The sequence below is a fragment of the Flavihumibacter sp. ZG627 genome (genome assembly GCF_000814325.1).
Taxonomy (GTDB): Bacteria; Bacteroidota; Bacteroidia; order Chitinophagales; family Chitinophagaceae; genus Flavihumibacter.
In genome coordinates, this window is the sequence record NZ_JPHF01000003.1 from 1 (window position 1) to 23156 (window position 23156).

The 23156-nt window shown below is 40.7% G+C and carries 20 protein-coding genes; 4 read left to right on the plus strand and 16 right to left on the minus strand.

The features are described from left to right. The first annotated feature begins 104 nt into the window (after positions 1–104). Both HY58_RS19995 and HY58_RS06835 read left to right on the plus strand, forming a co-directional pair. Entirely contained in the window at positions 105–311 is a 207-nt protein-coding gene (locus tag HY58_RS19995; protein WP_039129879.1) for a type II toxin-antitoxin system HicA family toxin, read from the plus strand. A 425-nt stretch (positions 312–736) separates the two neighbouring features. Next, positions 737–2260 carry a DNA recombination protein RmuC gene (locus tag HY58_RS06835; RefSeq protein ID WP_052323908.1) on the plus strand — a complete coding sequence of 508 codons (1524 nt, stop codon included), beginning with the start codon at positions 737–739 and terminating at the stop codon, positions 2258–2260. 79 nt (positions 2261–2339) lie between these two features. Here HY58_RS06835 and HY58_RS06840 read toward each other — a convergent pair whose 3' ends face one another. From HY58_RS06840 to HY58_RS18765, 3 genes are all read right to left on the minus strand, one after another. Beyond that, positions 2340–3869, minus strand: a complete 1530-nt coding sequence (locus tag HY58_RS06840; protein ID WP_039129882.1) for a hypothetical protein — start codon at positions 3867–3869, stop codon at positions 2340–2342. A 583-nt stretch (positions 3870–4452) separates the two neighbouring features. After that, positions 4453–4884, minus strand: coding sequence for an ADP-ribosylglycohydrolase family protein (locus HY58_RS06845; RefSeq protein ID WP_039129886.1), 432 nt, complete (start codon positions 4882–4884; stop codon positions 4453–4455). A 2-nt stretch (positions 4885–4886) separates the two neighbouring features. Then, entirely contained in the window at positions 4887–5552 is a 666-nt protein-coding gene (locus HY58_RS18765; protein ID WP_052323909.1) for an ADP-ribosylglycohydrolase family protein, read from the minus strand. Positions 5553–5624: 72 nt separating this feature from the next. Here HY58_RS18765 and HY58_RS06855 point away from each other — a divergent pair, with 72 nt between their 5' ends. Further along, complete coding sequence (locus HY58_RS06855; RefSeq protein ID WP_039129889.1) at positions 5625–6614, plus strand: YafY family protein; 990 nt, start codon at positions 5625–5627, stop codon at positions 6612–6614. Between the two features lie 132 nt (positions 6615–6746). After that, the gene (locus HY58_RS06860; RefSeq protein WP_156123602.1) at positions 6747–6947 is read left to right on the plus strand and encodes a helix-turn-helix transcriptional regulator; all 201 of its coding nucleotides are present in this window, start codon (positions 6747–6749) and stop codon (positions 6945–6947) included. A gap of 139 nt (positions 6948–7086) precedes the next feature. On the opposite strand, the gene HY58_RS06865 is transcribed toward HY58_RS06860, so the two are convergent. The 13 genes from HY58_RS06865 to HY58_RS06925 form a co-directional block, all read right to left on the minus strand. Continuing rightward, positions 7087–7464, minus strand: coding sequence for a hypothetical protein (locus HY58_RS06865; RefSeq protein WP_039129896.1), 378 nt, complete (start codon positions 7462–7464; stop codon positions 7087–7089). 110 nt (positions 7465–7574) lie between these two features. Continuing rightward, on the minus strand, positions 7575–8837 hold the full coding sequence (locus HY58_RS18770; RefSeq protein WP_052323910.1) for a PD-(D/E)XK nuclease family protein: 1263 nt from the start codon (positions 8835–8837) through the stop codon (positions 7575–7577). A gap of 289 nt (positions 8838–9126) precedes the next feature. Beyond that, entirely contained in the window at positions 9127–11280 is a 2154-nt protein-coding gene (locus HY58_RS06875) for an ATP-binding protein (protein WP_072037593.1), read from the minus strand. Continuing rightward, positions 11273–12592 (minus strand): SIR2 family protein, encoded by a 1320-nt coding sequence (locus tag HY58_RS06880; protein WP_052323911.1) that lies wholly within the window; start codon positions 12590–12592, stop codon positions 11273–11275. Before HY58_RS06880 ends, HY58_RS06875 begins: the two co-directional genes overlap by 8 nt. Before the next feature lie 61 nt (positions 12593–12653). Then, positions 12654–15107 carry an EcoAI/FtnUII family type I restriction enzme subunit R gene (gene hsdR / locus HY58_RS06885; protein ID WP_039129897.1) on the minus strand — a complete coding sequence of 818 codons (2454 nt, stop codon included), beginning with the start codon at positions 15105–15107 and terminating at the stop codon, positions 12654–12656. 4 nt (positions 15108–15111) lie between these two features. Then, positions 15112–16350 carry a restriction endonuclease subunit S gene (locus HY58_RS18775; RefSeq protein ID WP_052323912.1) on the minus strand — a complete coding sequence of 413 codons (1239 nt, stop codon included), beginning with the start codon at positions 16348–16350 and terminating at the stop codon, positions 15112–15114. Continuing rightward, positions 16347–17801, minus strand: coding sequence for an N-6 DNA methylase (locus HY58_RS06895; RefSeq protein ID WP_039129899.1), 1455 nt, complete (start codon positions 17799–17801; stop codon positions 16347–16349). The genes HY58_RS18775 and HY58_RS06895 overlap by 4 nt, the downstream gene beginning before the upstream one ends. Positions 17802–18187: 386 nt before the next feature. Then, the gene (locus HY58_RS06900; RefSeq protein ID WP_039129901.1) at positions 18188–19225 is read right to left on the minus strand and encodes a hypothetical protein; all 1038 of its coding nucleotides are present in this window, start codon (positions 19223–19225) and stop codon (positions 18188–18190) included. A 219-nt stretch (positions 19226–19444) separates the two neighbouring features. After that, a complete protein-coding gene (locus HY58_RS06905; RefSeq protein ID WP_039129904.1) occupies positions 19445–19972 on the minus strand; it encodes a thermonuclease family protein in 528 nt (175 codons plus the stop codon). A gap of 13 nt (positions 19973–19985) precedes the next feature. Further along, complete coding sequence (locus HY58_RS06910; RefSeq protein ID WP_039129907.1) at positions 19986–20987, minus strand: YafY family protein; 1002 nt, start codon at positions 20985–20987, stop codon at positions 19986–19988. A 72-nt stretch (positions 20988–21059) separates the two neighbouring features. Beyond that, positions 21060–21704, minus strand: coding sequence for a vWA domain-containing protein (locus HY58_RS06915; protein WP_039129910.1), 645 nt, complete (start codon positions 21702–21704; stop codon positions 21060–21062). Positions 21705–21876: 172 nt separating this feature from the next. Then, complete coding sequence (locus HY58_RS06920) at positions 21877–22296, minus strand: hypothetical protein (protein ID WP_039129913.1); 420 nt, start codon at positions 22294–22296, stop codon at positions 21877–21879. A gap of 71 nt (positions 22297–22367) precedes the next feature. Then, positions 22368–23153, minus strand: coding sequence for a hypothetical protein (locus HY58_RS06925; protein ID WP_039129916.1), 786 nt, complete (start codon positions 23151–23153; stop codon positions 22368–22370). Positions 23154–23156: the final 3 nt, after the last annotated feature.

Below are 23156 nucleotides of genomic sequence, written 5' to 3' on the forward strand. Positions count from 1 at the left end.
GCAAAAGAAGCCATTGAATTGTATATTGAAGAATTGCAGGCAAGAGGGGAAGCCATTCCCGATGATAGCAATACTTTGGAATATTCTTTAACCCTTGAAACGGTATGAACCTAAGCCCAAAGTATCTTATCAAAATTTTGGAACAACACGGCTTTATTTTCAAACGCTCCAAAGGTTCACACCACCTCTTTTACAACCCTGTTACCAATAAAACAGTTATCGTGCCGGTACATGGTGGCAAGGATATGAAAAAAGGCACCTTCCTTGCTGTACTTAAACAAGCTGGCATTGATAAAAACAACTTAGACTAAAATTATTTTGTGCCAATTTGGACACTCATTTTTAGGTTTTTAATTCTCACTATATAAACCAAAACGCATTGGTCCGCGGAAATTAAGGAAGCCTATTCTTCGATACACGTGAAATGAAGGTCAAAGGGCGCACCGGCGCATATGTTTCATAATGGTGCCCTGGTTTATAGTCATTGGTTTCATGCGTTGTTTTACAAATTGATTTTAGGGTAAAGGTGGTGTTCGAAAAAGAAGATGTTTTTAGTGTTCCATATATGATGCAATAAAAGCTTTACTGACCTATTAATGTATCAATAAAAACACAGCCTCTTAAAAAAGGTAAAGTTGTTCCTACTTGCGATTTGTAAATAACGTTTGAGAATGGAAACCCAATTGCAAATAGGTTGCATTATCCCCGCGTATATTTAGGTCTTAACTCATACACTATGGATCTTCTTACGATTGTATTGGTCATCATCTGCGTGGTTGCTCTGGTGGCCATATTCCTGCTGTACAATAAACAACAACAGGGCATCACCCAGAACGCATTACTCAACGAGCGCGGGCGGCAACTCAGCAGTGAAATGGATCAGCATAAGATCCAGCACGTTGAATTGCTAAATGCTGCGAACACGGCGCGGGCGGAATTGGGCCGGGTGCAGATGGCGCATGGGATTGCAAATGGAGAGTTGGAGATGTTGCGACAGGAAAAGCTATCGCTTATTCAGCAGTTACAGGATAAGACAAGGGAATGGATTGAAGTGAATAAGATCAGTGTGCAATTGAAGGCGGAGCTCGATCAGCAATCTACCTTGTATAGGGAACAGAAAACCGACCTCGAGCAATTGAGGGATAAGATGCATAAGGAGTTCAGCCTGCTGGCGCACGAGATCCTTTCGGAGAAGACGAAGAGCTTTAATGAAAGTCAGCAGAAAGAAATGAGTGTGATGCTGGAGCCGCTGAAAACAAACCTTAAAGATTTTAAGGAGCAGGTGGAGAAATCTTACAAAACGGAAAGCGAGGAAAGGATATCGCTGCGGGCGCAGGTGAACCTGATGATGGAACTCAACAGCACGCTTGCTAAGGAAGCGCGATCGCTGGCGGTGGCGTTGAGCGGTAATACGAAAAAGCAGGGCGACTGGGGTGAGTGGATCCTCGAGACGATACTGGAATACAGCGGACTGCAAAAAGGCGTTCATTACGAGCTGCAGGCCTCGGCGCAGGATGAAGCGGGCGGGCGGATCAGGCCGGATGTGATCGTGAAGTATCCTGATGAGCGGGTGCTGATCATCGACTCAAAAGTATCGCTCTCGCATTACGACCAGTTATGCAGGGAAGAAGATCCCGATACACAGGTGCTGTTGTTGAAGAGCCTGCAGCAATCGCTTCGTAATCATATTGATGGACTTAGTGGAAAGAACTATCCGCAGTTCAAGGGCAGTCTGGATATGGTGATCATGTTCCTGCCGGTGGAAGCGGCTTATATCACGGCCTTGCAGGGCGATCCTGACCTGCAGCATTATGCGTACCGGAAAAATGTTCTGATGGTGAGTCCGGCTAACCTGGTGGTGGCCATGAAACTTATCTATGATCTCTGGAAGAGAGATGGTATGAGTAAGAATGCGGCGGCTATTGCTGAAAAGGCGGGAAAACTTTATGATAAGGTCGTGGGTTTTGTGGAGGACTTCCAGCGCATTGGAAAAGCTATAGATGGATTGCAGTTGAATTATAATCAGGCGCATAATAAACTCACGAGTGGACGGGGAGCAGTACTGAAGCAGGCAGAGGATATGAGGAAGTTGGAGATTAAGAATAGTAAGAAGTTGCCGCCGGAGATGGTGAGTGAGGTGCTGGAAATGAATGAAGACGAGACGATAACTGAAGATGAGCAGATTGAGAGTGGGGTGAAAAGTACGGCGAGCGAAGTGGAGAAAATGGTGGCTATTGAAGAAAAGGTTGTGAATGAGTAACGATGGTTTCGCGGGTGTAGGAAAATATTACAAATCGAAAGTTGTGCTTTAAGTGGGGTATTAAAAAAGAAGGTAATCATCAGGACGAAAGAGGATTATCGGGTAATTCGCTGAAGAAGTATTCCAGTTGATCCTGCAGGCTCATTGCCGATTTGCCGAGTTCCTGAATGTCCTCCTCCACCCAGTATTCACTCTCCACTATAAATGCCTCCATGGTGGACCCATAAAGTTTCGGATCAAGCCGGTCTTCTGCCCTTGCCTGTTCCAGCAGGGGTAGGAAACGGCTGTAGGCGTTAATGATGCCATATTCCAGGAGGGTTGCCAGCAGGTGCTCCGGATTTTCTTGCCTTGGTTGATTGAGCCAGTAAATAAGGGTGCGCTCCAGGATATCCAGGACTTCCGGTTTCTTCTGCGGTTCTTTGAGGGCCGTCAGGATAAGTGCCGTGGCGAGACTAACCGGGGCCCATTCGTGCCGGAAGGGTTCCCTTAAGGCAGTTTCCACCAGCGATAAGTGGTTGCGGCCTAATTTCCAGGCGAACAGAAAACAAAATTCATTGAGGTAATCGCCCAGCCAAAAATCAATGAAATCCGCCGGCTTGTGCAAGAAATCCAGCCAGTCGTGCAGGCTGTCGGGAGGGGTATCGGAAACGGGTGGGGTATCGGTTTCCACTGCTACCATAACGGTGAAGCCCACCAAAACCAGGTCCGGAAAATAATCAGGTGCGATGGTTTCCTTGTAATAGGCATGGTTGAAGTAGCTGTCGCGGATAGCCTGCCGGAGGTCCGCCAACAAGGAGGTTTTGGGCAGCTCCATTAATTGCAAAAGGAGAGGAATATCTGCCTTAACCATGGGCCGTAGCAGGATAGCGGTTTCGGGGTGACGGAAAGGCGGGCGGGGGTGATAGAGTGCGGCCATGCTTTTCTTTTGCAGCATTTCCTGGAGGTCGCGGGTTACGGAGGTGGCTTCATCCTGCTCCACCAGATCTTCCAGGAGTTCCCCGATCTCGGCATACAGTAAGGGGTCGTGCGGAACCTCTTCCAGTTTTGGCAGGATGGATAGAATCCGTTGATATGCCCCGTCATGATCCTGGTTGGCCAACATCCAATGCAGGGAAGCCAGTTCATACCGGAACCATTCCTGCAGATCCACCTGTTTCCGGTTGGGGAACTGTGCTTCAAAGGGCAGGTTGAGGTTGGCCATTAGTTCCAGTTCATCAAAACTATTGCTCTGGAGGCAGCCGGTAGCCAGGGTGTTCAGCACCAGGGGAGAATCCGGGAAACGTTTTCGCAGATCGGTGAGCAGATTCAGGAACAAGGCTTCTTTTCCCTGGTCGGCATAGACCTTAGCCAGCAGGCAGGCAGGATCGGGGATGCCGGGGTACTGCACCATCAACTGTTTGACCTGGTGAATAACAGGCTGGTTGTTGCGGTAGTCCCTTTCGAGGTTCAGCAGTTCTTTGTACAGGCTGAAAGCGGGCCGGTGAGGCATATCGGTGTCGAAGAGGTCCGTAACAAGTTTCATTAGCGCAAGGTACGGCAGGAATAAATGCCAGTCGGATGCGGGGTCAGCTAAACTACTGCCGTCAAAGGTGGTGTTGGTGATCGACATCCAACATAATTTCACCCTGTGGCCAAGGGGCAATTGCATAAAATATTTTGTCTAATTGCATCCAGAAAAGTCAACGGGTTTAAAAGAATTGAAGCGTGAAGGATTAATGAACAGAAAACTGCAAGTAGTAAAAGCGATTGGTCCGAAAAAGAAGGTTATTATATTGATCTATATATGAAACAATAAGTGCGCAAAATGTTCTAAATATGGATCAATATAAAACAGGGGCCTAAAAAGATATAGTAGCAATAATATTAACGATCTGTAAATTGAAGGCGGTGAAATTCAGTGATCTGTGATTACAAAGCACATCTCAAACATTTTCGAGGAGGGTGAACTGGCCGCAGAAAGCAATGTGCAAAATTTGCACACCCGGTAAGAAGATACCTTAATTCCTTTCACTAGTTATTAGTATTAAGCCAGGCAATTAATTCATTCAATAGCCATTGAGAATACGAATTGTATGAGCCTGCAGTATGTCGGAAATTCCGACCTACTGCCGGAGATGGTAAAGAGTACATGAACACAGGCGGATAAAATATAATGCATGCTTTCATCAGAGATGGCGATTTGGAAGAGCCCGCTATTTAAGTAAAGCATGAATCCTATCAGGCGCAACAATAGCTTCCATCCATTCTTTATCGGGGCCGTGGGTGATTCCGGCCAGGGCGCCGGCGAGGGCGGCAACAGTATCGGTATCATCACCGAGATTGACGGCCTTTAATGTTATGCTGCGATAATCGGTTCCATTTAACCAGCTCCAGAGAACAGCCTCAAGGGTATGCACTACATAACCTCCCGAACGGATTTCCGAAATAGGGAGGGCGGTAAAATCTGTATGGAGAATTCTATCCAGGATGGAAGCCATACGTTCCGCGAATGCAGTGTCGGGAATTTCCGCAGCGGTTTTATCAGGCATTGGTGCAACGGTTGTATCAGACATTTCTGAGGCAGTTGAACCAGGAATTCCTGCAGTGGCTGTATCAGGCAATGCCTGAATGGTTGTATCAGACATTGCTACAGTAGTGATAGCGACATTGCCGGAGCAGCTGTACCAGGCATTGCCGCAATGATGGACGCAACTGTTTGCCGGGTGATGGCAAGAGCATCGGCGGCGGGGAGATCATTGCTAAGCTGATGGAGGAGTTCGGCATAGAAGTAGGAACAGAGATGCGGAAGCGCATGTGCATGGGTGATGGCGCCGGCTGCGGAGACCATAGCGAATCGGGCGGCTGAATCCCTGGCGGCATAAGCCGTTGAAAAAGCAAAAGGTAGTACCCGCATCAGGGTGCCATTCCCACAGGCTACCCTTTCTTCGGAAACACCAGAGGCTGTATGCGGAATGCCTGCCTGCAATTTCATAAGTGCGGCGCGGGTGGTGATGCCGATGTCGAAGACCTCGCCATGAGGGGTCATATAGGCATCGCGATACCAGGCGAGGAATTTATTGGCGAGGGTTTCCATGCTGCCGCCCTCGCGGATGTTCTCGAGGGTGCAGAGCATCATGGAGCTGTCGTCGCTCCAGGTGCCGGGCGGCTGGCTGTGCGTACCGTAGCCCGTCATATCAGTGATGGGTGAGCGCTGCAGCTCAGCGCGACTGCAAAACTCAGCGGGAACGCCAAGGGCATCGCCGATGATGAAGCCCCAGACGGCGCGGGATAATTTAGCGGGTGAGGTGAACATGGGTGCAAAGAAAGCGGGTTCACTTGCAATCTATTTACAATTAACTTAGATGGGAAACAGATCGGAAAGAATATGCCGGCAAATAAAAGTGCTTTAGTAAGATATCATGTTATTGATGATTGCCTCCTGAATACGATGCGGCGCTACCCGGGACTGGGCGACCTGCGCAATAAGATTGCGGAGAAGCTGGGGCAATCGATCTCGGAGTCGATGGTCAACAAAGACCTGCGTGCCATGAAAGATATTTATGGGGCGCCGATCCGTTTCAACAAAGAGCGTGGCGGTTATGAATATGCGCAGCCCGGGTTCAGTATCCGGGAGTTTCCCCTAACCCATGAAGAGATCGAGGCCATTGACCTGGCGCCGGCAATGCTGCAACAATTGAAGGGCACATCTTTATATGAACAGTTTCAGAAAGCGGTGGGCAAGATGATCGAGGGATATAGGATCGGGAAGGTGATCGGCAAGGAAGAATCGGAGATCATACAAATGGAAACGGGGGCCTTATCGCCTGGAACGGAATGGCTGATGCAACTACTAAAAGCAATCATGGAGAAACAGGCGGTTGCCATCGGATTCCAGTCGTACGGGGGACAGGAAAAGGAGCATATTTTTTCGCCTTACCTGTTGAAGGAGTATCGCAACCGCTGGTACCTGGTGGGATACTCTGAGCGGGCGGAATCGGTAATTGTGTTGGGACTGGACAGGATCAATAGAATAGATGGCCGCCGCGCTAAGTTTTACCAGGAGCCGGGATTTAATTCGGTTGATTATTTCCGTTATTCTTTCGGCATTACGCAGATGCATTACCAGGAGCCAGAAGAAGTGATCCTGGATTATTTGCCGGAGCAGGCGCCTTATGTGCTATCGCAGCCAATACATAGCTCGCAGGAGGTACTGGTGCATGATGCCGGCGGACTGCGCATAAGGATCAGGGTTTACCGATCGCACGAGTTGTTGCAATATATAATGGGGAACCTGGATAAGATCAAAGGGATCAGTCCCGCGGGTTTGAATGAGGATGTTAAAACAAGAGTTAGGGGCGCGTTGGAGCGCTTATAACATTTGTAGCGAGGAACCAGAGCACTAGCAGACCACTTAGTGCGAAGTGGGAATTGAAGAATTGGGAGAGGGATCGTAATAATGGAAAAAATACACCAATCAATAACAAAGAATAAACCCCAAAATATGACTATGAATAGCGAAAATCTTGTAATATATATTCGTGATGCAAAATTTTTTAATCTTCGTCAATTAGAACTTGCAGCTGGAATTCCACCAAGTACATTATCAAAAGCTATAAGTGGCGCCAGGCTATTGCCAGATAATGCAGCACGAAAGGTACTTCATGTTTTTAAGGTTTGTGGTGTCACACCTTCACCACCCACTTCATAATTTCTTATTTATTCTCTCGCTTAAGAATTTCAGAAATGTTGTATATAATTAAAGGATATTAGCCAACCTTCAAACTTCTTATTATGAATCCAACATTGCAACCACCTGAGTTATCGCGCCATTATAAAAGCCTTTGCATTTATGTGCCTTTGTAAGAGGAATGGCGATTCTTTTTGAATTCAATTCTGAAAATGGTTACTTGGAACGCATTTTTGATACATTTAAAAATATCTACCTCAAAATAGTCACTGCTCTGAAACAGTTCTTTAATTGGTATTTGTCCAACCCTTGTTGTGAAATAACCACTGCGTCGGGCTTCATTTCCTAAGCCCTGTCGAGATAATTCATTTTTTCGAGGGAGACCTTTCTTTTTCAAGAAGTTGTCAAATAATCCCATTTTATTTTTGTCTATGTTCTGCCTACTCTGGTCAGTTTTCAGCTGCCCCTTTTTTGAAGTCGTCTTTTTAGAATGACGGTTAACGTTTTGGGTATTACCGAAGATGGGGATTTTTAGCATTAAGGTTAAATCGACGAACGGAAGTTCATCCTTGCTCAAATGTCCAATCGAAGCCGTTCACACCCGCATTTTGTATTACTTTGTTATGGACTGGGTTTCTATGTCCACTACTAATTTGTTTCGTACTCAAGTCCTGGAAATTTGGCAGTGAACTTATTTATGAGTTTGTGGATATTTCCAATCCCCCAATTTCTTGCCACATAAAATTCTTCACCGTTAAAAATCAGTTCGGGTGCGTCATTCGATTTATATTTTCTGTATTTGATTTCTGTTTCAGTAAAGTCTTCTTTCTTTTTCAATAGCAGAAAGCTACAACTTTTATCTTCTTTAAGATAATTGATAATGTTGTCGTCAATTAAACCTTTTGAACTTAACAAGTTTATTGTTTGAAGTCCAATATCTGATTTTTTAAAGTTTTGTTTAAATACAATACCCTTATATTTAATGTTATATGTGCTTCTGTCTTTTTCAGAAGATAAACTGTCAAGTGCTTCACGTATGCTGTCTCTTGTGTCTTTCTCTTGTTCTGGGTCAGAACTGATTGCATAAAGTGATGCTAAAATTAATTTTTGGTTTTTCTCCCAAAAACTTGACAGTAGTTTTCTTTCTTCGTTTCCAAGTGCCATAATTAATTCTTGTTTATGTCCGTCCGCTTCTTCGTCTATTGAAGGTTGGCTTAAAGATTTTAAATATTCCGTTAGTATATTATGTGTTCGTGTGGAAATGTTTTGATTTAAAGCAGGCTCAATTAAGTAATCAACAATTGATTGATAGTTAATTTGAATGAACGATTTACAGCTGCATTCAGGTTCAGTTAATTCTATGAGTTCAAGTGTAGATATTGGTGTTAAATAAACATAGATTACAATATTGTCATCATTTTCTGTTGGGCTAAAGAAATTAAAGTAGCTATTAGTTTGATCATTATTTTCTCTACTTTCAACTTTATTTTCAATTACTAACTTGATGTTCTTTGTTTTTCCTGCGATTAAAAGTGTCAATTCGATGTAAATATCAAGCCTACCAACATTTTTAATTGCATATTCAGACTTGATGAATAGTCTTTCAATTAAATAGTCTTCTGTTACAAATGAATTAAATAGGTCGCTATGCTTACTTTTTAGTTTGTCATTACTGAATTTTAGAATGATGTCTAAAAACTTTTTGATTGGAAATTCGCCTAAGTTGTGACTTTCCAAATTGCCAAGTAGCCAAGCAAGAAAGCCACTATGACTTACTTCTCGTCTGCTTACTCCCAATATTTCTGAAAATGATTTTGAATAATAAAAGTTCTCCAACTTTTGAAAGTCGGGGTCGTTTTTAAATTTTATTATCTCATCTCTGATTTGGTCTATGGTGAAATTATCTGTCATTGTAGATGCTGTAGCGGTCTGTTAGCCTTGCCCATAACTGTTTACAGGTTTAGGAAGTTGGCGATTTCGGAGCACAAAAATGTCAACCTGCACAAAAGTTTGATTGAAAAACTGAACTTGATTTAACCACTGAACCGCCAATTTCTTAAACCCGTTGTTACAAGCTGCCCTTCTTTCTGTCGAAGTGCTGTCGTGTCGAGTTTGCAGTGTCCCTGTGCGGTTGGAAGCCACACTCTTCTGCAAACTTTGCCTTCTTCTGTACCTTGTGCGGCTTGCAAATGTGTATGGCTTAGAAGGGCAGGTCATCATCTTTTTTAGTTTTGGGTTCAACTTTATTAGATTCGTGGTCAACTTTGTCAATTGTTGGTGTTGCAATATTTTTTTCTGTCGTTTTAATGCCTTGCCAGTCATTTGCAATTTTTGTCCAATCAATTTCCCTTTTCTCCTTCCCTGTCCAAACGTCCCAAAAATCAGGGTCGTTTGATTGTGGTCTGTGTTCTTTATCCAAAAATCTCATTTCAACCAAAACTGGAATAGGGAAAGCCCAACCTACTAATATTGCTTTTCTTGAAGGTAGAATTGGCAACTCTTTCAGCAAACCGCTAAGACTGTCAGGTACCAATTTTTTTACAAGGTCTTGGTCTCTGTCATTAACTATTCTATGAAGTAAAAATGTATTACACTGTGATAAAACAGTTTGGGAAAGTTCAGAAGGTCTTTGAGAAGATAAAACCATACTTAGTCCGAATTTTCTGCCTTCTCTTGCAATTCTCTCAAATGTCTCTAAGCAAATATTGTTTGTGTTGCTATTGAACTCCCTTAAAAAAGTATGTGCTTCTTCTAATACAATTGTTGTTGGTAGTTCCTTTTTATAAATTTTTCTGTATCGTTGAATAGCTTCAAATGTCAAACGAGAAAGAACCGCAACAACAACGTGAATAATGTCAGAGGGAATTAAGGATAAATCAATCAGTGTAATTTGACCATTTTCCGCATCGTTTGAACCGATGTATAGATTCAGCCAATCAACAAGTGTTATGTCTTCCTTAGGTTGAACAACTCCGTTTAATCGCTCATCAGAAAATAAAAATCTCATTCTTAATGAGAGCATTTGAACAAATTGCAAAATATTTCCTCCTTGATTTTCCGCAAGCTGTTCTAAATATGGAATCAAATCATTTAGTTCAAAATTGATAGGGGTATCTGGGTTAATCTTACTTGTTTCATTGTCGCCTAATTGAATATGAGAAAGAACAGAATCAATTCCCGTTATCATTGAACTTATGTCTTGATGCGAGAATGAATTGAATCTACCTGCCTGCCATTCCCTACTTGTCAATGTTCGCTTGTAGTCGGTATTTAACTGGTTGTAAGCATCTGATAATGGCTGATTATCTACGGGTATTTCTGATAAATGAAAGTCTAAATCAGTAGATATATTTTGAAAAATACCAACCATACCCATAAACTGAGGAAAAGTCGCTGTAGTGGGAAGATTCCCTAAAAAAGTAAGTAATGAATTTCTACTAGAATTCAAGAAACTATGAACTCTAATGATATTTGAATTACCTAACTGTTTGCCTCTTTTTAAATCTAAAAGAGATTGAAGTAATAAAGGTCTTTGAGCACCTGGAGCAGCCTGAGAAAAACTAATCCATTCCTGAGAATTCCACATCCAAGCAGGTATTTTTAGTTGTTCAAAGTTTGAGTCAGATTCATCTAATTTTATCGTAAACTTCCTTACTTTCTTTGAACCTAAATCATTAAATGCATCAAAATACTCACCGTTCGGGTCTAGAATAATAAATCTTGAATTTAATTGAGTAATAGTCTTCACCTTGTCAGCTTCGGCTAGTGACCATCTAATAAGTCCTGCAACCGAACAAGATTTTCCACTTCCTGTATTTCCAAGAATCGCTAAATGTCTTCCAAACAATTTATCAGGATTCACTTTGATTGGTGCATTGCTTGCAATTGGTGCTTTACCTATCTCAAATTTTCCATCAGGATTTTCTACAATTGCAGTAAGCTGTTTATCTGTTGGGAGAATGACATTGTCCCCAACTGAAGGATAACTATAAACCCCTCTTTGGATTTCATAAGTACTATCCTTTTTCTTTTTCAAAACACCTAATGGAGTGATAACCATTTTTCTTAATGGAAATGGTAAATCAATCAAATCAAAATCTTTGAATCCTTTACGAATTGGATAATTTGAATGCTGAATTCCAATCCAATTTATTACTCCTACAATTGCTCCCGTTTCATTAGGAATTAATACATAGCCATTGATTTTTGGGAAATGTGTTGGAACACCTGTGTTTATTGCAACATTTTGCGGTGCATCAACTTCCAATAAAACTTTAATTTCAATCGGTGAAACTGATTCAATTGTTCCAATTGTAAGATTGCGGATTTCATCAAAGTCGTAGAAATTATTCATCGCCATTTGGTTTAGGAGTTGCTATTGGCGTTGCTTGAACTGTTTTTGAACTTTCATTTTCATCATTAGCTTTACTGAAATGTTCCGTCACACCTCTTTTTTCTAATGTTTTTACAAGTCTTTCTTGGATTCTGTCAATAGCAGCTTTCGGTAAATAATTTTCAACTAAGTTTTGTAAACTACCGATATGACTACCAATTATTAACGTAACCTGTGCTGGATTCATTTTCTCGTAAAAGCTCATAATTCGCCCAGAAGCTGTGTCAAAAGAAATAATTACCAAATGTGTAGAAGGTAGTGATAACATATCTTCAATAACACGATTGATATGTGTATCACCAAACCCATAACCATAAGTTACCACTACAGAATTTGGTCTGCAAACACCAGTTGAAAAGTCACGGAATAATTCAGAATATGGGAAATACGCAGTGTCGATTCCTTTTGAAGAGTTCGGATAAATAACAGAAAAATCTTTAGGTGAAGCTGGTATTTGGTTCGTGGTCTCATCAACACCAAATTCAATAGGTAATTTAGTTATAGAGTTTATATCAAATTTCCAGTCAATTGACCCGTGTAATTTTGTGTATTTTATGACACCTTCGACATATCTTGGTTCTCCTCGAATCCCTGGAGGATTGTAGTGGTAATCCAATTCTAATTTTGTTGTCCTAAATATCGGCTTTATTTTACCTACAAATCTGTCAATAGTTAAAATTCCTGCATTGTCTAAAGCCAGTTCGATAAATCTATCGTAATTCGTTGTAAAAATATTCGTTCTCTCTCTTGTTGCAGTTCTACTTGAAAAGCTTATAAGGAAAGATTTAAGTGTGTTTAATGCGTCTTGGTGTTTTTTGCTTTGGTTAAACTCTTTTTCGGTCTTGATTATGTTTCGGATAAATTTATCCAATTGAACATTTATTTCTTTCTCAAGAGCAACAGCGTCACCACTACCTTGAATTTTCAGACCTTGCAACAACTCTATTGCACTTCTAAAATCATCTTCAATATTTGCATATCCTCTCCCTAATTCCTTTGCACTTTTATCAGCCCATTCCTTAATTTCTTTTGTATTAACACCAAATTCAATTCTGTCCATACCTTGTGCCTTTACATCAGCAAGATAAGTTAGGCCAATTGTAAGACCTGCTCCGATAAGTAAAGAGAAATGTTCACTTTGAAAAATGGCTGTCAACCATGGTTCAATTCTTTTTCTGAGGTCATCAATTTTAGTCTCATCAATGCTGTCATTACTGAAACAGTCAATGTCATTGTTGATTTTTAAAATGTTGTTACTGTTCCAGTCTATCATACTTCTGTTATTTGTGGGTGGGATAAATAAGCGTTGGTTGTGTGTCGGTTGTATCCTGTCATTAAGCTGCTTTCTGTTTGTATAAATGCTGTTGAAATTCTATAAACAGTCTGCTGATATTTGCCACGTCTCCCAAAATTTCTTTCGCATCTTCAAGCGATTGATATTTATTTGTCAGCAAGATTGGTAGTTTTTCTTGGTCTAGTTCTTCTACACCTGTCTCAATGTATTTGCTCAAAACAAATTCTATAAACTCTTTTTGTTTGTTGTCAAGCAAGGCGAAAATTGTCGCTTGTGCTGCTGCAACCCTTGCTTCTCTTGTCATTGGTTTTACATCGCTGTTAAACACATATTCCAACACATCAAACAAGTCGCTTTTTTCAGCGTCAATAAGTTTTTGCAAGGTGTTCAGTTCTTCTTTGCCAAAACCTGCTGCATCCAACTTCTCTAATAGTGTCCGTCTGGTAATTGGACTGCTCCAAAGTATCCGCAATTCATCTTCGCTTTTGAAAAGGTTTGGCAATTCGCCAAACAGATTATTCAAAAATTCTTCTGCTGAAATTGGTTTGCCATCTGCACTCCAAAACGAAGTAGAAATCAATGATTGTATTTCACGTTCCTTTCCGTCTTTCAATTTCACTTTTATTTTTTGTCGCTTTTTGCAGTCGCAAAATGGTTCACCACAAATTTCGCAAGGTTCTTTCGGTTTCTTCTCGCAAACACAAGGTGCTTGTCCGCAAACTTTACAAGGTTGCGGCGGTGGTTTTGGTCCAATTTGACAGTCACACACTAATTGTCCGCAAACTTCACAAGGTAAAGCATCTCCATCCCATTCAGGGTCGGCAAAGTGGTGGTAAGCATCTACAAAATCATAAATTGTAAAGAAGTCTTTGCCATCAAACAAACGTGTGCCTCGTCCTACAATTTGCTTAAATTCTATCATTGAGTTTACTGGTCGCATCAAAACGATGTTGCGGATATTCCTTGCATCAACACCTGTTGAGAGTTTTTGCGAAGTGGTTAAAATGGTCGGAGTTGTTTTTTCGTTGTCCTGAAACTCTCTTAAAAACTGTTCGCCTACTTCTCCATCATTGGCAGTTACACGAACACAATAATTCGGGTCGGTGCTTTTCTTGTATTGGTTTACCAGATCACGAACTGCGGCAGCGTGGTCTTGTGTAGCACAAAAAATAATTGCCTTTTCTTTTTGGTTGGCATCGTCCATATAAATCTGAACACGTTTTGCTTCTCTTGCTTTTATTTCAATTATTTTATTAAAGTCGGGTTCGGTGTAAAGTTTACCTTCTTCAATTTCGCCTTCAATTATTTGGTCATCGCTGGTGTAGATATAATCGTCAAGGGTTGTCTTGATACGTTTTACTTTGAATGGCGTAAGGAAACCGTCATTAATACCTTCTTTGAGTGAATATACATAAACGGGTACACCAAAGTATTTGTAAGTATCTACATTGTCTTTGCGTTTAGGTGTTGCAGTTAAACCTAACTGAACGGCTGGTGAAAAATATTCTAAAATTCCTCTCCAGTTTCCTTCATCGTTTGCTCCTCCTCGGTGGCACTCGTCAATTATGATAAAATCAAAATAGTCTTTTGGGTATTGTCCGAAATTGTAAAGTTCACTACCATATTCAACAATAGGTTCTGCTGCTAAAGAATTTGGCTCTGCTGGCGCTATTTTCTTAACCACTTTAGCATTCGTCATAAAGGTTTGAAAGATGGTAAAGAAGATGCTTCCGTTTGTTGGAACACTTCCTTTTTTGCTGATTTCTTTCGGGCTAATTCTAACCAAAGCATCTTCGGGAAATGCAGAAAAAGCATTGAAGGCTTGGTCAGCTAAAATATTTCTATCTGCTAAAAATAAAATTCGTGGTCTGCGGCTTCCGTCACGTTTTAAATTCCAACGTGCTTGAAATAATTTCCACGCAATTTGAAAAGCAATGAATGTTTTTCCTGTGCCTGTGGCAAGGGTTAATAAAATGCGGTCTGCATTATTGGCAACTGCTTCTAAGGTATTGTTTACCGCAATTTCCTGATAATATCTTGCTCCTTTTGTTCCGCCAACATCTTCAAATGGAATGGCAGAAAATTTCTCTCTCCATTCGCTTTGAACAGCAAAAGTCTTATTCCAAAGTTGTTCGGGTGTCAGATAATCGGCAACCAAACCTTCTTCACCTGTTTTCATACAGATGCTATAAATTTCTTTTCCGTTACTAGAATAAGTAGTTTCTAATTTTAATTTCTCTGCGTATTGTTTGGCTTGTGCTACACCTTCGCCTACTTCTAAATCATCGCTTTTGGCTTCTACTACTGCCAGTTTTATTCCTTTGTATACCAACACATAATCGGCAGTGAGTTTTTTTGCTCTTACACCACCTGTTTGAATTTTACCTGCGGTAATGTTGTATTCACGAAGAATTTTTGAGCCTTCTACAATGCCCCAACCGCAAGCCTTTAACTTGGGGTCTATGAGTTCTGCTCTTGTGTCTGCTTCGTTCATACTGCTACTGCATTTGTTTTAAACCTCCGCTAAATGCCTTATGCAAAACGGATTTTTTGAGTTCTTCTAAGTCATATATTTTATTTTGATAGATGGCTTCCAATTTTTGAGTTTCAATTCTCAATTCATCAATTCTATCAATAACTTTCTTTTGATCCTTCACAGGTATAAATGGAACTTCTGCATCAGTAATAGCCCCAATACCAACATTGCCCTGTCCAACTGTTCCTGTTTCATTTGCAAAATATTGGTCTTTGAAAAGATTGGTCCAAGAAAAGTAAAGGAAGAATTTTGGCAGATACTTATCCGAAAAACGTATTGAGGCAATTCGTTGATTAAGCAAATAATTTTTCTTTTCAATTATTGCGGTGAAACCATAATCTCTTTTTTTCTTTGTTCCAGTTTGAGTAATGATAACATCGTTTGGAAGAAGAAGTGCTTTGGTTAGTGCTTTTTCATTCAGTTTATCAATAAAAACAGGACTTTCATTTTCTCTTATAATCCCAGGGCGAACATTGCCCATTCTTATTACTTGATATTTGCCTTCTGTTGTAAAGTCGGTGCTCTTAAATGAATAACCCCCTATAACTTTAGCTACATCAGAAATGATTTTCTTTTCGCTTGTTTGAAAAAGTTTAGTGAACAACTCGTCTAAATAACTTTGAAAAAGTTCTTTGGCGTTTTTAAGGTTTTGTTCGGTTTTAGCTTTTGCCTTTGCTATTGCGACAAAAGCTTCTTCTAAGATTGTCACAATACGTTCTTGCTCTGGAAGAGGAGGAATGGGGATTTCAAAACACCCTAAATCTCCAAATTTCAAATTATTGATATTTGCACCATCAGATAAAGTACCTATAAATTTTTTATAGCTTTCTGATGTCATTATATGAAACAAAAAATCAGAGTTCAGATTTTCTTTTGGTTTAATTAAACCCATAAAGCCACCAAAAGCGTAACCGTAATCATCGTCTATTAATGCAACTTTGCCAAGATGGCTTTTACTTCCATTAGCTGTGCAAATCATCAATGAGCCTTTTGTTACTTTCTTGCTTTCGGGAATAACAATTTTTGAATTGATGTATTTTAATTCAGAAAAATCTAATTTGTTGGTTTTTAAATCAACATTATTTGACCTCAATACAATATTGTCCGAAAAATCAACTTCATCATTTTTTGAATAAGTAAGCCCACGTTGAAAATCTACAACATCTGCTAATTGCTTTATTTCCCAGCCTTGTTGTTTCATATGAGTTCTAAAATTGAATTTAAAATCTCTGCACTTTCCTCGTCCAAGGCTTTCATTTCTTCTAAAATTACTTTTGGTTTTCTAAGTTCATCTTCTGCTCTTTTATTTGGATTTTTAGGCGAAAGGTCAAAAGTGGTTTTATCAATTTCTTTCAAATCTACTGTCCAAGAATTTTCACTTTCTCCTTTTGATTTTTGTAATTCTATAAATTCGGATAAATCATTCTCATTTAATGAATTTGTCTTACCAAGATTCCTATCTAAGTTTAATTGATAAAACCAAACCTTTTTTGTGGATGAACCTTTTTCAAAAAATAAAACAACAGTTTTAACGCTCGCCCCCGTAAATGTCCCGCTTGGCAACTCTAATACAGTATGTAAGTTACAATTCTCTAAAAGCAATTTTCGCAAGCTCACGCTGGCATTATCCGCATTACTTAAAAAGGTATTCTTAATTACTACACCTGCTTTGCCACCTGCTTTCATAATCTTAATAAAATGCTGCAAAAATAAACTGGCGGTTTCGCCAGTTTTTATTGGGAAGTTTTGCTGCACTTCTGCTCTTTCTTTACCTCCAAATGGCGGATTGGCAAGTACAATGTCATAACGGTCTTTTTCCTGTATGTCAGCAAGGTTTTCGGCAAGTGTATTGGTATGCACAATGTTTGGTGCTTCTACACCGTGTAAAATCATATTCATTGTACCAATGATGTAAGCCAATGATTTTTTCTCTTTACCGTAAAAGGTTTTTTTCTGTAAAGTCGCTACATCGGTAGTCGTAAGTTTTTTGCTGTGCTTTAAATACTCAAATGCTTCTACTAAGAAACCCGCTGAACCAACTGCACCGTCATAAATCTTTTGTCCTATTTCAGGGGCTACCACTTTTACAATGGTTTTAATCAAAGGTCGTGGCGTGTAATATTCTCCACCGTTACGCCCCGCGTTGCCCATATTTTTAATCTTGTCCTCATACAAGTGGCTCATTTCGTGCTTTTCAGCATGTGTCCTAAAACGCAGTTCGTCAATGCGATTTATTACTTCTCGTAAATTGTAACCGCTTTGTATGCGGTTTTTTAGTTCACTAAAAATCTCTCCAATTTTATATTCAATTGTGTCTGCACTTTCTGCATTGGTCTTAAACTTTTTGAGGTAGGGGAATAGTTTGAGGTCAACAAAATCTTTTAGGTCGTCACCCGTCAGAGCTTTGTGGTGGTCAAGTTTGCCGTCTTTGTCCTTGGGAGTTGCCCAAACTGGCCACTGAAATTCGGATGCAATAATGTTGAAGTAAGTCTTACCCGAAAGTTCGGCTGCTGTGGCTTTGTCCTTTTCAAGGTCATCCAAATATTTAAGGAACAAAACCCAAGAAGTCTGCTCAACATAGTCCAGTTCACTGCCACAACCTGCGTCCTTGTGTAGTATGTCGTCTATATTCTTAAAGGTTTGTTCAAACATATTTTATTTTCTTTTTGTCAGTTTGTAAAGTTAGTATTCTGGTCGGGTGCGTTTGCAAAATTTAACTTTTTTGGTTATGCGAAGGGTCGGCTTGTGTGTTGGGCAAAAACAAATGTCTTAAATGTGCTGTTGGTATTTTTTACTGTGAGTTAATGGATGCCCTTTCGGTCTGTTAGGGTTGCTTGTAACGTTCGAGTATTTGCGAAGGGAGGGAATTCATTGATTGTCCAGCCCGATACAAATGCCCATTTGAAAATATGTTATTTAAGTTATGAACCAAAGTTGAACATTAAACGACGAGCCCGAACCGCTGCTGATGCTTACACATTGCTGATATTACATTGTCCAACCCTTTCTTTTGCAAATACTTTTTTTGGCGGTAGTTTTTATTTAAAAAGTGGGTCAAGTTTAAGTCTAGTTTTTAAAAGTTTTGGAATTAATTTTTCTGCTTTCTTAAGCTCTGTTTCAGAAGCAGTGTCATTTTTTAAGAACTTTTCGAGTCTGCCAATGTTATAGTAACCTATTCCTTTACTTGATTGAGCCATATCCGCATACTCAAGTAAGTCTGTAATTACATCTATTGTTTTTTGAACCCTCACAAATTCATTTGAGGCAATAGCAAGAGAAGTTAATCTATCCATTTCAGCCCAGTAACTTGTATCCTTTGATAAAGACAAAAATCTATCTACTTCCTCAGATAAGCCATGAATACCGCATAAGTAGGCAATTACTTGATTTTGGTTGTCCTTATGTTTATTGCCATCAGAAAACCTTCTTCGTATGATAAGTGTCAATGTCGAAGCCATTGCAGAAGCCAATACAAGCAATTGAAGCAACCTCAATAAATCACTGTCTTTTTTCTCTTCAAGTTTTTTAGATTCTTGCTTTTCACCATTTATCCCTTTAGCTCTAAGTTTCACAATTGGTTCTTCAGGAAAAGTATTGATTGTAGTAGCTAAAATAGAAACTCGCAAATTTTCCTTTGGATTTAGTGAATTTATTTTTATGTCAATTTCTTGCTTTAAAAGACTATCGGTGGTAGCAATTGGAGTTTCATAGTTAACTCGATATTCTTTAATTAATGCAGGCTCAATAGAAACTTTACAAGAAACATCCTCTGCAACGCTACTGCCTTTATTTTCAATAACAATCTGATAAATAGTTAACTTTTCAGTCTGTGATTCAAATGGTATAATTTTTTCTGATGTATATGTTAGCTTCGGTTCTTTATTTTGAAAATAAAAAAGTACGAGTCCTCCAATTACAGTTACTGCAATAGAAATAAACGCAGTCACAATACTATTAGCCCAGTTAATATTTTTCATGTTTTTTAAAATTACCGCCAACTTTTGAATTTGCGAATTAGCTTCAATAAATTTGATAAGCGCATGCGTCAATTCAGATAAATCCACTGATTTGCGCATTTCGTTTTTAAGATTGTACAATTCTCGGTTTTGTTCTAGATGTTCTACAGCTTCTCCTCCTCACTCCCATGGTCAAGTGATGTGAATCAGTATTTGACAAGTTTATATTATTGCCTGATCAACAGATTTTTACAGTGGCAAAAAAAACAAATTTCTTGTCCCAGTGCATCATTATAGAATCTTTACCGATGACCGGCTAGGCCTACACGTTGTCTTAACTCATTCCTCATATTTGCTCTCCCCTACTTTTTTCCCCACAGGTTTTCTCCACTCCCAGGGCGCTACTGGCGCTGGCTCGCTCCATACTCCGATCTGCTGCATACGTGCAGACTCTTCCAACTTTGCATAATCGGCGTCTGTTGAATATTTCTTATAATGCCAGGCGAGGCCAACACTCACCAATGCCTTATTGATATTTATCCCCTTCTGATTGATCACTTCCCCTATGAGTCGCTTATTGCGGTCGTATTCATTGTTGTGGTGAATATTCACCAGGTGGCCGAAACATTGGTCTGACACATACTCTTTTGCAGCACGGCCAAATGGTTGGCTTCCCTTTATTTCCGGACAATCGATATGCGCTAACCTGATTTTTAGTGGCTTGCCGTTGTAGAGGATTTCGATAGTATCACCGTCCTTAATCCCAATCACTTTACCGAATATGGTTGCCGACTGGATAGTGTTCTCTTTATTGATCCAACCAAGGCTTAGCAGGGCGAACAGAAATATGTAGGTGAAATTTCTCATGCTTTATTTGTGATTAATATGCCTCCAGTCCCTCCTGGTACATGGCTTTCATCTGTTCGCGCAACTCTTTTGGTTTTAATACTTTCAATCGGGGACCAAGACCAAGCAGCAATGAACGAAGCTCGTAGTTATTCACAACCATTATTTCCAGGATAATTACTCCTTTGCTACTTGTTTTTATTAATCGCTGGCTGCTATGGATAGGCTTGGTAAGCACATAAGGCGCGAGGTCTGGCTGCACCTGCATGCGCACCTGCTCCGTCACCGCATCTTTCATCAGCGTTACGCCAACTACATTATTGAAATAGGTTTCAGGATCAAACAGGTCGTTGGGTTCAAATGATTTCTGGATGGGCTTCAGCTTCATGATACGATCCAGCGCCAAAATGGTTGGACTGCTCCTGCCTTCCTTTCTGCCGATCACAAACCATCGGTTACGGTATTCCTTCAAAAGATAGGGATGGTATTCATAATCGGTTGCGTCTTCCCGATTGAAGGGCTTATAACGCAAGCCAAGCACCGTTTTACCCTTGATGGCATTGAAGAGATCATCGAGCCACTGGATTCCGGTGGCAAGGGTTTCGACCTCGAATTGTATGATCTGATGTCGCTTTTCCACACTGGTGGCAATCGTGTTCTCCAGCTTGGCAATTACTGTTTCCAACTCTTTAGTAAGCTGGAAGCCCTGCACCTGGCGGAGGATATCGAGGGCATCGCGCAGGTAGCCCACTTCTTCCTGTTTGAGGGGGAGGTTGCGGATAGAAAAATCGGGATTGCTATAACGGTAACAGGTGAGCTTACCGCTTTGGTATTTTTCTATGGGCGCATCGTAAGTAAGCGACATCTCTTTCAGGTCATCGTACAGCGAACGACGGGAGATCTTTGATACACCCATTCCCTCCAACTTCTCATTCACTTCCTGCAGCAGGGCATCAATTGTCCAGATTCGCTGCCTGCGACGGAAACAGGCATCCAATACCTCTATTCGCCGCTGGAATGATTTGTTTAGGGGCATCCACGAGTGGTTAAGGTTCAGGAATGCCAATGTACAAATTGAAATGCTTCGTTCATAGCCCTCCGTTAGATTTTAATCTGTTTCTTTTTTGTCATCATCGAAATAGTTTGGTTCTACCTTATTTTCTTGTTTTTGTACCGCCCTGTCGTAGTAGCGCATGCGGGCATGGTTCTCTTTCAGCATCATATTTTTCAATCCCTCTTCATTAAACGACCAGTTGGAGGCATTTTTAATATTGAGGCTTTTGGCCACCGAGAAGGAGTCCTGGTTGGCCCCCATATAGGTGAAAGTCCAGCCCTGCTTTTCGAGTTGTGCGGTCATATTGGCGATGGTTGCCAGGGTGAATTCCCGGGAATCATTTTCCGCACCGTCGGTCAGGATGGTCACCAGCACTTTGGGTTCCGATTCCTTTTCGATGGCATAGCGCAGCTTATTACAGGCATGGCCGATGGCATCGAAGAGCGGGGTCATATTATCGGGCTGGTAAGAATCCTCATCGAGCTCGAGGGGGTGATCCACTACCTGTAGGGGGATCCTTTCTTTGATACCGCTGCTGTTGAAGGTGTAGAAGAGCAGCCACTGTTCCAGTTCTGTATTCTTCTTAAGCGAGGCACGGATACTTTGGATCAGTTCATTGAAAGCGGAAATGGTTCCGAGTTTCATGGATGCCATGGAGCCGGATTCGTCGAGGATGATGAGGTTGAAGATTTTGGGCATGTTATGGAGGGTTTAAAGTGAGGTAAGAGGGAAGAGTTAAGATTTAAGATTTAGGGTGAAACAGACATGGTGAGGTAAGATGTAAGATTTAAGAGTTAAGATTTACGGTAAATGGAATAAGGTAATGGTTAATGGTTCTGATGTGGTTTAGGGTAGGGAGCACAGGCCGGGATTAAAACGGGAAATCTTTAAAGCGATCATCTATGTATACGCGAATATTACATTGGGGTACGATGGCATTGGCGGCCATGCCGTTGCATTCGAAGAGGTCGGCCACCCTTCCCTCCTTTACCTGGATAATGAGGGTCATATAATGCGGGCTGCTGTCCCCCACGAAGAAAAAATTCAGCATGTCCTCCCCCGAGCCGCAGGTGCCGGTGCAGCGCGAGGGGAAGGCGAGTAGCTGGCTATTGCCGCAATCGCGGAATATGGCGAAGGCGAGGCCCAGCTTTTTCAGGAAAACGGCTTTGGGCATTTCCTGGTAGAGAAGGTTTTCATCAAGGAGTAGGTCAATCATCAGGAGATCGAGCTTACGGAAGGCCTCCAGGAATTGATCTACCTGGGTTTGGGCGATATGGGTTTGCTCCGGCATAGTACTGGGTTTTGGGGTTGGAGGTAAACTTAGGTAGGTTCAGTGCAACCTATTTGCAATGGGGATTACTTTTATAGAGCAGCCAATTCGCTGGAGGTTAAAGCACGATTATAAACTTTTAGTTTTTTCAAAATCGAGCCCCGGCCAAATTGAATGGTGAATTCTGTGTTGAGTTTACATCTATTTAATATTATAGGTTCATTTATTTCTAAGGATAATGTACTTTCCTGATTAACATAAATATTACCTACGCGATTATCCAAAACAATTGCTATACGGGAAAAATTTGACGTGTTTAGGTTAAATGTTTTGCCAATTAGCCCTTTATAATGATTATAATTTATACAATCAGAGGAAGCTGATGGGAAATACAAGTTATGTCCCCCGATTTCATCCCAACTCGTTTTTTCTGAAGCAAATGAAAAATCATCAGATAGTCTCAGAAATCCATCTCTATAATTTGAAAACCCACCTCTAATATAATGATCCGTATCCCCAGCATAGTAACCATCAATACTGCCACTGGTCTCGCTATTCTTTACTTCTAGAAAAACAGTTATTGAATTAGAAAATTTCTCATTTGGCATTTTTACTTCAATTGCAGGAGTATTTGGATATTCATGCCTATCTGTTGCAAATTCTGCGAGATTAACCGATCCTTCTTTAAAGTAAATTGGTCGGGCGTCTCTAAAGGCAACGATACTTTTATAGCTACTTGTGTCTGAAACTCCATTATTGATGGCCAGCGAAAAAATTAGTGAAGGATCTTTGACATTAGTAGGATTATCAGGTTCACTTGGTTTTGAACATGAACTTATCAAAGAAAGAAATAATATTGAAATGATAACTTTTCGCATAAT

What these genes read in the sequence shown, in the direction of transcription:
- HY58_RS19995 (WP_039129879.1), top strand. Translation starts at nt 105, where the DNA reads ATGAACCTAAGCCCAAAGTATCTTATCAAAATTTTGGAACAACACGGC.
- HY58_RS06835 (WP_052323908.1), top strand. Translation starts at nt 737, where the DNA reads ATGGATCTTCTTACGATTGTATTGGTCATCATCTGCGTGGTTGCTCTG.
- HY58_RS06840 (WP_039129882.1), bottom strand. Translation starts at nt 3,869, where the DNA reads ATGTCGATCACCAACACCACCTTTGACGGCAGTAGTTTAGCTGACCCC.
- HY58_RS06845 (WP_039129886.1), bottom strand. Translation starts at nt 4,884, where the DNA reads ATGTCTGATACAACCATTCAGGCATTGCCTGATACAGCCACTGCAGGA.
- HY58_RS18765 (WP_052323909.1), bottom strand. Translation starts at nt 5,552, where the DNA reads ATGTTCACCTCACCCGCTAAATTATCCCGCGCCGTCTGGGGCTTCATC.
- HY58_RS06855 (WP_039129889.1), top strand. Translation starts at nt 5,625, where the DNA reads ATGCCGGCAAATAAAAGTGCTTTAGTAAGATATCATGTTATTGATGAT.
- HY58_RS06860 (WP_156123602.1), top strand. Translation starts at nt 6,747, where the DNA reads ATGAATAGCGAAAATCTTGTAATATATATTCGTGATGCAAAATTTTTT.
- HY58_RS06865 (WP_039129896.1), bottom strand. Translation starts at nt 7,464, where the DNA reads ATGCTAAAAATCCCCATCTTCGGTAATACCCAAAACGTTAACCGTCAT.
- HY58_RS18770 (WP_052323910.1), bottom strand. Translation starts at nt 8,837, where the DNA reads ATGACAGATAATTTCACCATAGACCAAATCAGAGATGAGATAATAAAA.
- HY58_RS06875 (WP_072037593.1), bottom strand. Translation starts at nt 11,280, where the DNA reads ATGAATAATTTCTACGACTTTGATGAAATCCGCAATCTTACAATTGGA.
- HY58_RS06880 (WP_052323911.1), bottom strand. Translation starts at nt 12,592, where the DNA reads ATGATAGACTGGAACAGTAACAACATTTTAAAAATCAACAATGACATT.
- hsdR (WP_039129897.1), bottom strand. Translation starts at nt 15,107, where the DNA reads ATGAACGAAGCAGACACAAGAGCAGAACTCATAGACCCCAAGTTAAAG.
- HY58_RS18775 (WP_052323912.1), bottom strand. Translation starts at nt 16,350, where the DNA reads ATGAAACAACAAGGCTGGGAAATAAAGCAATTAGCAGATGTTGTAGAT.
- HY58_RS06895 (WP_039129899.1), bottom strand. Translation starts at nt 17,801, where the DNA reads ATGTTTGAACAAACCTTTAAGAATATAGACGACATACTACACAAGGAC.
- HY58_RS06900 (WP_039129901.1), bottom strand. Translation starts at nt 19,225, where the DNA reads ATGCGCAAATCAGTGGATTTATCTGAATTGACGCATGCGCTTATCAAA.
- HY58_RS06905 (WP_039129904.1), bottom strand. Translation starts at nt 19,972, where the DNA reads ATGAGAAATTTCACCTACATATTTCTGTTCGCCCTGCTAAGCCTTGGT.
- HY58_RS06910 (WP_039129907.1), bottom strand. Translation starts at nt 20,987, where the DNA reads ATGCCCCTAAACAAATCATTCCAGCGGCGAATAGAGGTATTGGATGCC.
- HY58_RS06915 (WP_039129910.1), bottom strand. Translation starts at nt 21,704, where the DNA reads ATGCCCAAAATCTTCAACCTCATCATCCTCGACGAATCCGGCTCCATG.
- HY58_RS06920 (WP_039129913.1), bottom strand. Translation starts at nt 22,296, where the DNA reads ATGCCGGAGCAAACCCATATCGCCCAAACCCAGGTAGATCAATTCCTG.
- HY58_RS06925 (WP_039129916.1), bottom strand. Translation starts at nt 23,153, where the DNA reads ATGCGAAAAGTTATCATTTCAATATTATTTCTTTCTTTGATAAGTTCA.